This window comes from Chitinophaga sp. YR573 (genome assembly GCF_900110995.1).
GTDB lineage: Bacteria > Bacteroidota > Bacteroidia > Chitinophagales > Chitinophagaceae > Chitinophaga.
Window position 1 is genome coordinate 4,552,082 of sequence record NZ_FOJF01000001.1, and the last position, 11,558, is coordinate 4,563,639.

The 11,558-nt window shown below is 44.2% G+C and carries 10 protein-coding genes; 2 read left to right on the forward strand and 8 right to left on the reverse strand.

Features of this window, described 5'->3' with window-relative positions; all coding sequences use genetic code 11:
* Positions 1-2: 2 nt before the first annotated feature.
* The 4 genes from BMW86_RS19010 to nirB all read right to left on the reverse strand — a co-directional run bounded on the left by BMW86_RS19010 (position 3) and on the right by nirB (position 5,641).
* Positions 3-1,307 (reverse strand): MFS transporter, encoded by a 1,305-nt coding sequence (locus tag BMW86_RS19010; RefSeq protein ID WP_089783291.1) that lies wholly within the window; start codon positions 1,305-1,307, stop codon positions 3-5.
* Positions 1,308-1,327: 20 nt separating this feature from the next.
* Positions 1,328-2,686, reverse strand: coding sequence for an alginate export family protein (locus BMW86_RS19015; RefSeq protein ID WP_255372950.1), 1,359 nt, complete (start codon positions 2,684-2,686; stop codon positions 1,328-1,330).
* Between the two features lie 100 nt (positions 2,687-2,786).
* Positions 2,787-3,122, reverse strand: coding sequence for a nitrite reductase small subunit NirD (nirD, locus tag BMW86_RS19020; protein ID WP_255372951.1), 336 nt, complete (start codon positions 3,120-3,122; stop codon positions 2,787-2,789).
* Positions 3,123-3,142: 20 nt separating this feature from the next.
* Positions 3,143-5,641, reverse strand: a complete 2,499-nt coding sequence (gene nirB, locus BMW86_RS19025) for a nitrite reductase large subunit NirB (protein WP_089783293.1) — start codon at positions 5,639-5,641, stop codon at positions 3,143-3,145.
* 137 nt (positions 5,642-5,778) lie between these two features.
* Here nirB and cobA point away from each other — a divergent pair, with 137 nt between their 5' ends.
* Together cobA and BMW86_RS19035 are read left to right on the forward strand one after the other, a co-directional pair.
* The gene (gene cobA, locus BMW86_RS19030; RefSeq protein WP_089783294.1) at positions 5,779-6,537 is read left to right on the forward strand and encodes a uroporphyrinogen-III C-methyltransferase; all 759 of its coding nucleotides are present in this window, start codon (positions 5,779-5,781) and stop codon (positions 6,535-6,537) included.
* Positions 6,524-7,210 (forward strand): Crp/Fnr family transcriptional regulator, encoded by a 687-nt coding sequence (locus tag BMW86_RS19035; RefSeq protein WP_089783295.1) that lies wholly within the window; start codon positions 6,524-6,526, stop codon positions 7,208-7,210. Before cobA ends, BMW86_RS19035 begins: the two co-directional genes overlap by 14 nt.
* Here the strand turns inward: BMW86_RS19035 and BMW86_RS19040 are convergent.
* The 4 genes from BMW86_RS19040 to BMW86_RS19055 form a co-directional block, all read right to left on the reverse strand.
* Positions 7,205-7,828: a response regulator transcription factor gene (locus tag BMW86_RS19040; protein ID WP_089783733.1), complete on the reverse strand. Its 624-nt coding sequence runs from the start codon at positions 7,826-7,828 to the stop codon at positions 7,205-7,207. The two genes, BMW86_RS19035 and BMW86_RS19040, sit on opposite strands and share 6 nt — an antisense overlap.
* Positions 7,825-9,834: a tetratricopeptide repeat-containing sensor histidine kinase gene (locus tag BMW86_RS19045; protein ID WP_089783296.1), complete on the reverse strand. Its 2,010-nt coding sequence runs from the start codon at positions 9,832-9,834 to the stop codon at positions 7,825-7,827. The genes BMW86_RS19040 and BMW86_RS19045 overlap by 4 nt, the downstream gene beginning before the upstream one ends.
* A 408-nt stretch (positions 9,835-10,242) precedes the next feature.
* Positions 10,243-10,650 (reverse strand): DUF983 domain-containing protein, encoded by a 408-nt coding sequence (locus BMW86_RS19050; protein ID WP_089783297.1) that lies wholly within the window; start codon positions 10,648-10,650, stop codon positions 10,243-10,245.
* A 12-nt stretch (positions 10,651-10,662) separates the two neighbouring features.
* Positions 10,663-11,517, reverse strand: coding sequence for a helix-turn-helix domain-containing protein (locus BMW86_RS19055; RefSeq protein ID WP_089783298.1), 855 nt, complete (start codon positions 11,515-11,517; stop codon positions 10,663-10,665).
* Between the last annotated feature and the right edge of the window lie 41 nt (positions 11,518-11,558).

An 11,558-nucleotide genomic window follows, 5' to 3' on the forward strand; every position in this document is an offset into this window, starting at 1 on the left:
GTTTATTCTGCGAATGCCATCTGTGGCGTTATTTCTTTTTCCGTTACAGGTTTTTTAACGAACCGGGTAATCATTACAATAACTGATACCGCGATTACGATACAACCTATATAAGTGAATGCCTGCACGTATGAAATAGATTCGGACTTGAAAAGGAATCCGAATAACATACCGCCCAGGTTACCACCAGCACCTACGATGCCGCTAACCAGTCCTACATTCTTTTCATTGATGAACGGTACAATACCATAAGTAGCGCCGTTAGCCATTTTCAGGAAGAGTGCAAAACTGAGCATGGAGATGATGGCAAACACCAATGATCCTGCCTGTGCAAATAGTAATAGTCCGCATCCTTCCAGTAATAATACCAGTGCTAATAAAGTGCCTTTCCCTTTCATACCGAAGCGGGCGCCTACTTTATCAGAAACAATGCCTCCCAGTGCACGGGCAAAGATGTTCATGAATCCGAAGATGCCTGCCCAGAAACCTGCACTGCTTTGTGAAAGATGGAAAGTGTCTGTGAAGTGAAGAGAAGCGACATTATCAAATGTGATCTCCATACCGAAGCACATGGCATAGGCCATTGTTAAAGCCCAGATGCGCCAGTCGGCCAGGATAGACCAGTCGGTGCGGGTTTTATTTTTGTTATAACCTATTTCGTCGAAATTACCTGCAGGTGTATCTTTTGTAAAACGGTAGTAAAGGAATGCTGCAATCAGCATCATTACTCCCGGAACGATCATGGCATAACGCCATGCTTCTGCTTTTGTATAACCAAAACCTATAATAGCGGTGAAGATAAGTGGCATTACCATGTTGGTTATTCCACCACCCAGGTTACCCCATCCACCGGTAACAGCGTTAGCAGTTCCTTTGATATTGGCAGCAAACATCATGGATGTATGGTACTGTGTGATTACAAAAGAAGCGCCTATTACACTGATGGCTAAACGGAAAAGTAAAAAGGAAGTGTAGTCTTTGGACAAGCCTACAAGGAAAACGGGTAAAGAGCCAGCAATCAGTAGCCTTATAGCCGTTTTTCGCGGCCCCCATGTATCACATAATTTGCCAATAATGAGACGGGCTAAGATTGTACCTGATACGGAAGCGATGATAATGTTACCTACCTGCGATTTAGTAAGGCCCAGGTCTTCGCGTATGGTCGGCATCAGTGGTGCGAGGCCAAACCATCCGAAGAAACAGACAAAGAACATTAACCATGTTGTATGGAACGTGCGCATCTGCACGGTGTTCAGACTAAAGAGCGGCAGTTTGGAAAGTGGTTGATTACTACTGATTGCTGACATAATAAATTTTTTGGTTGTTATTATTTCAACAGTAATTCTGGTTTTAATGTGATCATTAAATAAGCCCAGTTACTATTGCTTTGCGCGTTCGTTATATTTTTAACACTTGCAGCGGTTAAAGACGCTGTGTTCCAGAAGTGGCTGTAGCCTGCTTCGAAAGTGATGACTTTAGACAAGGCATAGATACCTACGAGGTCTGCTTCTGTACCAAATCTGCGGGTAATACCTCCGGGAATGTAGCTGGAAGAGAAGAACTCATGTCCATCCAGTGTCATCTGGAAACGGGGGCCTGCTTTCAGTTTGGTTTTGATGTAGTAGTCCTGCAGACCTTTATTACCAAAACCATTGGCGGCATAGAAGTAATCCATCAATCCCCAGAATGCATGCGGAGAGCCGTATAAAGGATCGAACGCTTTGCTGGTCCTGCCGGAAGAAGAAAGACCACCGGTAGTATAATCTGCTCCTGCACCAGCGCTGAATGATTTACAGAGCGCATACTGGAAGGAGGCAGACAATAATTCTCCGCTGATTGTTTGTCCGCTGGCATTACTACCGAACTGGTAATAAGCAGAAGCGGTCACACTCAGTTTATTGAACTGGTTATTGAAAAACAGTCCGGTGGTAGCGCGGTTGTACACACCTTCATCCCATGTTTTCACAGCAACACCACTTACAGTGTCTGTATGGTACTTATTGAACTGATCTGCCAGGAAGAGGAAGGATATATTACCCTTTGCCAGCTTCTTTCCTAAATACAGGTATTCAAGGCTTTTGTACTGTGTACCACCGTTGGTATTAGCGGTGTAATTACCGGGAGGGGTAGCGGTGTAAACAGTACCGGCAGCGTTCTCTTTGTTCTGGTTAAAGGCCGTACCCAGATGCAGCATCCAGGACTTGCTTTCGAACTTGATCAAAGCCGCATCATGTCTGCGTCCCTGTTGTAACCAGTTGAGATTGCCCAGCAGGCGGCCATCATCATAATTTAATTCTTGTCTGCCTATTTTAAGGTTCAGGGTTTTGTTCTTTACGGTTGTATCCAGTAACATGATTTCTGCCCATGCTTCCTGCAACATAAATCCGTTGTTGTCTGCGGTGGTGGTCCTGTTGATGGTAGATACATCCTGTCCCCATACGCGTACGTCCTGTACTGTTAATGCCAGTTTAAAACGGTAACCGGTGAACCCTGCTGATAAGCGACTTCTCTGAGAAGTAAAAATGGCTGGTTTTGTTCCCAGCGATAAGGGTGATCCTTGTCCGTCACGTAACTCCGTACGTGTTCTTAATTGTGCCCCTAGTGTAAATTGTGCCTGACTGTTGTTGTAGGATAAAATGCCAATGAAAAGGCAAATAGCTCCGCCGAGGATGTGTTTTTTCATCATTTGGTTGATTTTGGATTAGCTGATCACATAACAATATGAACCTTAGGTTCTAAGGACTGTGGGGTTCTTTTGTAAGTTAATGAATAGCTTCGAAAATACATCATCCTGCATGTACACCTATGTATACATGATCCTCTTCAATTCTTACCGGATATGTAGTAATGCCGCACTCTGTTTCATCAGATAAACAGCGTCCATCTGACAGAGAAAATGTTTTCTTATGAAACGGACAGGCGATCTTTGGTTCGCCTTCCTGTGTGCCTGTCATACCACGGCTCAGCGCCATTTGTTGCTTGTGCGGACAAAGGTTCTGTGTGGCATACCAGGAGTCCCGTCTGGCAAAGCGGAACAAGGCAATCTGTTCTTCTCCGTATTTAACACATACACCTCCGTTGGCAGGGACGTCAGTAACTTTGCAGGCATAGAACCAGTTCATAGTTGACGGTTTTGAAGTTGTTATTTCCATTCTGCAGCTTGTTTTTGTTCACGTAACGGATTAAATTTCACGGTCGGATCTTTAGCTCCGGGAGCATTTACAAAGTGATTGAAACGCTTACGCAGCTCAGGATTCTCTACCACTTCTTTCCACTCGCATTTGTATTTATCTACCAGGGCTTGCATTTCAGCTTCTAATTGTTCAGCAATACCCAGACTATCATTCACTATTACATTGCGCAGGTAAGTAATGCCACCATCCAGTTTATTCAGCCAGGTAGCTGTACGGGTCAGGGGATCGGCTGTTTTGATGTAGAACATCAGGAAACGGTCGATGTAACTGATGCAGGTATCGCTATCCAGGTCGGATGCCAGCAATATTGCATGTTGTGGCTTGGAGCCACCATTACCGCCTACATACAGGTTCCAGCCTTTTTCTGTAGCAATGATGCCGAAGTCTTTGGATTGTGCTTCCGCACATTCGCGGATACATCCGGATACGGCTGATTTTATTTTATGAGGAGCGCGGAGCCCACGATACCTTTCTTCTATACGGATGGCAAAACTTACACTGTCGTGCAGACCAAAGCGACACCAGGTAGAGCCTACGCAGCTTTTAACGGTACGTAACGCTTTCCCGTAAGCATGGCCGCTTTCAAAGCCTGCATTGATAAGTTCTTCCCATATAGCGGGGAGATCACTGAGGTGAGCGCCGAACAGGTCTATGCGCTGGCCACCGGTAATCTTAGTATAGAGGTTGTATTTCAATCCCACCTGTGCAATGACCAGCAGTTTCTCCGGTGTGATTTCACCACCAGGAATGCGGGGTACAACAGAGTAGGTACCACCTTTCTGGATATTCGCCAGGTAGCGGTCGTTAGAATCCTGTACGGTATCATTTCCTTTTTCCAGGATCATATCATTCCACAGACTGGCCATGATAGAAGCTACCACAGGTTTGCAGATTTCACATCCATCGCCCTGGCCATAATGGTCCAGCGCATCATCAAAGGAGCGGATCTCTTTAATATGTATCAGGTCGAAGAGTTCCTGGCGGGAGTAGGTGAAATGTTCGCAGATGACATTACGGATGTATTTGCCCTGTGCTTTCATGGTGCCGCTGATCAGGTCTTTCACCATGGGAACACAACCACCGCAGCAGGTGCCTGCTTTGGTACATTTCTTTATATCGCCCAGGGTTTCGTTACCTGCTTCCACAGCAGTGCAGATAGCGCCTTTGCTCACACTTTCACAGCTGCATATCAGTGCATCATCGGGCAGGCCCATCACGCCGGCGCCGGTTTCTGTATTACCACCTCTTGCACCCAGTAGTAAGTCTTCCGGGTTAGGAGGGAGGATGATCTTGTTTTTAGTGGTTTGCAGCAGCATATTATAAGCATCCGCATCGCCGATGAGTATTCCGCCCAGGAGCAGTTTACCATCACCGGAGATGTTGATGCGCTGATAGGTGCCTTTCATGGTATCTTCGAATACAATGCTGCGGCAGGTATCTGCTGGTGCAAAGGGATCCCCAAAGCTGGCCACATCTACCCCTATCAGTTTTAATTTGGTGCTCATGTCGAAGCCGGTGAAGGCTTTCTGATCACCCAGAATATGCGATGCTGCCACTTCTGCCATTTCATAACCGGGGGCTACCAGACCGTAAATCATACCATTATAGAGGGCGCATTCGCCGATGGCATAAATAGAGGGGTCGGTAGTTTGCAGTTGTTCGTTTACGAGGATACCGCCGCGGTGTCCTGTTTCAAGGCCGGATAAGCGGGCCAGTTCATCCCGGGGTTTAATGCCCGCAGAGATTACCAGCATGTCTGCTTCCAGTATAGAGTCGTCTGCAAACTGCAGGGCGGAGATGGTATCTTCTCCTAATATAGCGGCGGTATTTTTGTTGGTATGTATATGGAGTCCCAGGCTTTCCAGTTTATGCTGGAGCATACGGGAGCCGTTATCATCTATCTGCCGGGGCATGAGCCTGGGGGCAAATTCTATCACATGGGTATCAGAGAGGCCCAGGTCCAGGAGAGCTTTAGCTGCTTCCAGGCCCAGTAGTCCGCCACCTATTACCACGCCTCTGGTAGCTTTTGGTGCATAATCGCGCATCAGTTCCAGGTCTTCTATGGTGCGGTATATAAAGACACCTTTTTTGTCTACACCCGGAATAGGGGGTACAAAAGCGGAAGAGCCTGTAGCAATTATGAGGTAATCATATGTTTCAGTGATATCTTTGTAGGAGTGAACGGTTTTATGTACTCTGTCTATTTGTTGAACAGGATCGCCGAGATGCAAACGTATATGATTATCAGTGTACCAGCTGGCAGGGGCCATCAGGAGATCATCAGCAGTTTTTCCGGAGAAAAACTCGCTAAGATGTACCCTATCGTAGGCTGGGCGGGGCTCTTCGCCAAAAATCACAATTTCCAAGGTGCCGGCAGGTGCTTTTGCTATTATTTTCTCACAAAATTTGTAGCTCACCATGCCGTTTCCTATTATTACAATTTTCATATATATGAGCGATGTTTAGAAGAATGAGCTATTATTTGGTTGATTTTATGATCTGCATCATGAAATTAACAATAAGTATTCTATTTTTATAGTGATTTCTGTGATTTTACTCATATTAATTTATTTATAATATACATATGGCTTATTTATCTCTCGTAGGTGCAGGTCCAGGTGACCCGGAATTAATCACCCTGAAAGCGATCAATACGATCCGGGAAGCAGACGTTATATTATATGACGCCCTGGTAAATGAAGCATTGCTGCAATATGCGAAGCCGGGAGCGGTGCTTAAGTTTGTAGGTAAGCGTTATGGCTGCCATTCCCTGTCCCAGCAGGAGATCAATCACCTGATCGTGGAATATGCACAGTCGCATGGGCATGTGGTACGCTTAAAAGGTGGAGATCCTTTTGTATTTGGCCGTGCGGGTGAAGAGATTGCTACTGCAAAGGCTGCGGGTATACCCGTACAGGTGATTCCGGGCATTTCCAGTGCATTGGCCGCTCCTGCAGGTCAGATGATCCCGCTGACCAGCCGGGGTATTACAGAAAGCTTCTGGGTAACGACCGGGACTACACTCACAGGGGGTATATCCTCAGATCTTGAACTGGCTGCTCAGTCAACGGCGACTGTCATTATATTAATGGCTATGAGCCGGTTGGAAGCTATCATGGAAATATTTACCCGGCATGGTAAAAGTGAAATGCCTGTCGCTATCATACAAGATAGTACTACTGAAAAGGAAAAGATGGTCATCGGAACGGTAAAGGATATTATATTTAAGTCGCAATATGCCGGAATGGCGAACCCCGCTGTTATTGTAATAGGAGAAGTGGTACGATTGCGGGATTTCACCGGTACGGTACAGGAATTAATAAAACGGAATGAAGAAAGATAAGCACGATTGTGATTTACAGACCTGTATGTTATGCAGGTTATGTATCAAAGAATGGCTTCCTGCTGTAGATAATCACAGGAAGAATTTTTCCTTAAAGAAAGGACAGTTATTGTTTCGCGAAGGAGAACCGGTAACCGGGATCTATTTTATCTTCTCAGGTACTGTAAAGGTGCATAAACACTGGGGAGAAGAAAAGGAACTCATTGTACGCTTTGCCCGTAAAGGAGATATAGTAGGGCATCGCGGGGTAGGGGCTGAAATGGTGTATCCGGTATCTGCTACTGCGCTGGAACCAGTAACACTTTGTTTCATCGACCTTGAATTTTTCCAGGCCTCTCTTAAAGTAAATCATACCCTGCTGCACGAGCTGATGATGTTTTATGCACGTGAGTTACAGGAGTCTGAAAAGAATATGCGCAACCTGGTGCATATGCCGGTGAAAGGACGTATTGCCCATGCTTTGCTGACATTACGCGATAAGTTTGGCAACACGGAAGATGGGGCTATTGATATGACACTGGGCCGGCAGGACCTTGCTTCTTTTACAGGTACTACCTATGAAACGGCATTCCGTATAATGAGTGAACTGATACAGGAAAATGTGATCGCTGTATCAGGTAAAAGCATTGCGGTCCTCAATGCCGAAAAATTACAGGAGCTGGAAAAACTATAACAGTTTATATTCAGTAGCCATTTTCACGACGGAAGTAGTGTTGTTCACACCAAACTTTTCCATCAGGTTTTTACGGTGGCTTTCTACTGTATGTGTGCTGATAAATAACTGTTCTGCTATCTGCATAGTAGTTAATCCTTTTCCTATCAGGTGTAATATTTCTTTTTCTCTCCTGGTAATACGGGGGATGGCTTTCAGTTCTTCCATATCCGCATTTTTCAATGCTTCTTTTGTACTGCTGCAGAGGTATTGTTCTCCATCCATAATCGCATAGATCGCATGGATGATCTCTGTTCCCAGTGCGTTTTTCAGTACGTATCCACTGGCCCCGTTCTGTAACATGCTATGGATAACGGGATGTTCATCATGGATACTGAGGGCAATGATCTTTATATCTTCATATTTCTTTTTGATCTCCTTGCACAAATTAATACCACTTACATCCGGCAGGTTTACATCCATCAGTATTACATCCGGTTGTTCCTTTTCCAATGCGGCCAGCACACTTTTTCCATTGCTGAAATCTCCGTTTACAGAGATGCCATCATCATTCCTCAGTATATTCTTTAGGCCCTCCACCATGATAGGGTGGTCTTCAACAACAATTACCTTTATCATATTGTACATTCAATTATTATAGTAGTACCTGTTCCTGCTTCTGATTGTATATCCATCTTTGCTCCCAGGAAATCCACACGTGCCTGTATGTTGGCGCGTCCTGCTCCTTTGATACTGTTACTGGCAGCTACGTCAAATCCTTTTCCATCATCCTCTACCGTTAGGAACACATCATTTCCTGTTTGTTGTAAGAGTACAAGTATCTGATCTGCATCTGCATGTTTAATAGCATTGTTCACCAGCTCCTGCATAATGCGGTATAGTACCACCTGCCTGGTATGTTCCATGGTGGTAGTCTGGAAGTTGAACACCTGGCAAACCACATTTTTTACGCCTGTCTTTTTCAATCCGCGGCAGTATTCTACAGTAGCTTCTCCCAGTCCGTACTTGATGAGTATTTCAGGCATCATACTGCGGGCAATGCGACGCAGTTCATCCATCGCTTCATCCAGGCGCTGCATGGTATTCTCTACCTGTGTTTGCGTACGGGACGACTCCTGGGAAGGAGAGATGGTAGAGAGTTCCAGTTTAATACCGGAGAGTAATCCGCCGAGTCCATCGTGGAGATCACGTGCCAGGCGGGTACGTTCCTGTTCCTGTCCTTCCAGCATCGCGGATAAGAGGGAGATCTGGTGTTCCTGTCTGATGCGTTCCACTTCAAAGAGATGCAGCTTTTGCTGTTGTTCCAGCAGTTTACGTCCGTTGCGGTAAAACTGATAACTTAAAGAAGCGACTATCACCAGTGATAACATGATAACACCCATCAGCGATAGTAACAAACGGTTCTTTTGCAACGCAAATTCCTGACGTTCGTTTTCATGCTGTAACTGCATGATGCGGTTTTCTTTTTCAGAAGATTGATACCTGGCTTCCAGTTCATGCAGTTTCTGTGTTACTTCTGTTTCCTGAAGACTGTCGGCCAGTGTTACATAGTTCCTGAGATAGGTATAGGCTCCTTCCGGGTCATGTTGTTTGTAGGCAATTTCTGCCATCAGGTCCCAGGCATGGAGTCGTAGTGAATATTCTTTGAGTGTTAATGCCAGTGTTGCATATTCCTGCATCAGGCTCATGGCCTGATCGTTTTTCCCCAGTCGTTGGTATAGTTTTGCGAGTGAGTAAAGGTTGTTACAGGTAGCATGTATATCGTGATAACGGCGGGCGATAGAAAGTCCGCTGTTGAACATGGTAGTGGCGTGAAAATACAATTGGTTTTTCACATCCAGCTGTCCCTGGTATTCGTAATAATTGGCCCACAGACTGATAGAATCTGCTCCTGTCTGATCGAGTTTTTTCTTTGCATCTGCCAGATAGTGTTGCATCTGTGGCAGGCTGTCCATATAATACATACAACTGGCCATACTCATTTGCCTGCTGGCGATGAGATGACTGTATGCCCGCGCATCTTTATACGTTTCTATGCTTTTAAGGTAATAGGTAGTAGCTGTTTTATACTGTGATTTATTAAAGAAGATATTACCAAGATTGTTATAAGTATCACCCAGTATGATAGATTCATCCAGCTTTTCCAGCAGGGGGATGGATTGCAGGTATTCCTCTACCTGTTGTTCTGTACGGCCATTATTCCCTAATACTGTTCCCATGCCTATTTTAGTCATGGCCAGCAGTTTTCTGCTTTGCCTGGAAGTATCTTTTGCCAGGATTTCTCTGGCAAGCAGGAAATTCTTTTGTGATTCGGTGAGGTTATCTTCTTTGCCATACCAGGTCCCCATTGCCTGATAAGTACGGGCCATTGCCAGCTTGTTTTCCAGTTTTTGCTGTAATTCCAGGGCTTGCTGGAAACAGTTGACTGCCAGCAGGCTGTCTTTCGGGGGTAACATTTTAGCCAGTAAAACCAATAATTCTGCCTTTTCAGTATCTGAATTGACCTTCCTCAAGGCTCTTTGCAGGCTATCTATAGTATGAGGAGGAGTGGCTGCAAGTGCTTGCGTCCAGACTAACAAAGTGCATATCAGTACTTTAGATACTTTTTTCAGTGTCGGCATCATATATAATCTGCCTGAAATATATAAATAAATACTCAAATGTATGATATCGGGCTACTATTCAATAAGCTTCGTGTTTGCAGGGAAGTGTCTTAAACAAGGCAACGCAGAAAGAGCCTAAACTCTCCTATAAACTCTTTATAACTGAGAATAGACTAGTATATAATCCCTATATAAGCCGTATCTATATAGGTACGGCTTATATACCTGTTATATAGGGGTCATATACGACTTATATACGGGTTATATACCCTAATGCACAGAATCTCAGTAGGTTAACACTACCTATTAATATTTCGATGCTTTTTTACTACTGATTATCAATATATTAAAATAGAATTAAAAATTCAATGTCATTTAGTAGTCCCATAAAAAAGCCGGAAAAAAGCTTTCCGGCTGATATTTTGTAATTTATTGGTGAGCTGGTCTATATCGGACAAAGAACGCCAGCCATATAGTCCTGGACACGCGCATAATAGGTGGTTGCAGCAGCAACAGTAGTACAGCATTAATACCCAGCCACCAGAACATACGGTTATCATATAATGAAAATCCGATGATTACCCACCAGGCGATAAAAGTGGCTACACTGAAAGCGATCGTTAATGCATAACTGACATAACCGGTACCATAGTAAAAGCCGATCTCTCTTTCAAAGTTTTCTCCGCATACCGGGCACTTTTCGTTCATCTCCATAAAGTGTTTCAGGTTATATGCATTGTTGCCTTTGAAGATTTTTCCTTCACGACATGCCGGGCATTTATTCTGTAATACACTGATCAAAACGTTGTGTCTTTTTCCTGTTTTTTCGGCACACATAAAATATCTTTTTTATTGGTTAATGAATTTTTTTCTAAACTCTTCAGGAGTGATCCCTTCGTAGTTTTTAAAGAATCTTGTGAAGTAGGAGTTATCTTTGAAATTAAGTTCATAGGCTATTTCAAGAATATTCATGCCTGCATTGGTGAGCAGACGTTTTGCTTCCAGCAATACTCTTTCACGAATCACATCTCCGGCTGTTTTTCCCAATAATTCCCGGCATAATGCGTTTAAATGATTGGGGGTGATATACAACAGTTCTGCATATTCTTTCGGTAAACGCATGCTGCGGTAATACTGATTGATCAGTTGTTGAAAACTTTTCAGCAGGGTAGAGGTATGGTTTGGCAGATTATCATAATTATTCCGGTTACCATTATTCTCTACCATCATAAACATTTCCAGCAGCCTTACACGAATGAGATCTTTATTTACAGTGGTCAGTAAGGCTTCAAACACCGGTATTATTTCCGGTGTAAGCTGACATACGCACTGACTGCTGATACCGTTAAAGAAGCTGAATTGCTCCAGGTAGGATGGGTTCAGGAGAAATGGCCGGAAGAAATCTGCAGAGAAATGGATGATATAACCATCTGTCTCTCCTTTAAAATCCCAGCTATGAACTTGTCCGGGTGCCATGAAATAAGCCTGGTAGGGAGCTACATCAAATTTTACAAAATCGATGGTATGTGTTCCGCTACCTTTGGTGAAAAGCACCAGGTGGTAAAAGGAATGCCGGTGAGCATTGTGAAGGGCCTGGTAATGTTTATCCAGGTATCCTCCAAAACGTTCTATCATCAAATCCCGCTCATGACCGTTTTTATCGATGGTACATATATCATAAACCGGTATCGTTGCGCGGGCCATTGTTTTCCTTTTTGTTGTTGATTGTACAAAATTACTGCAAA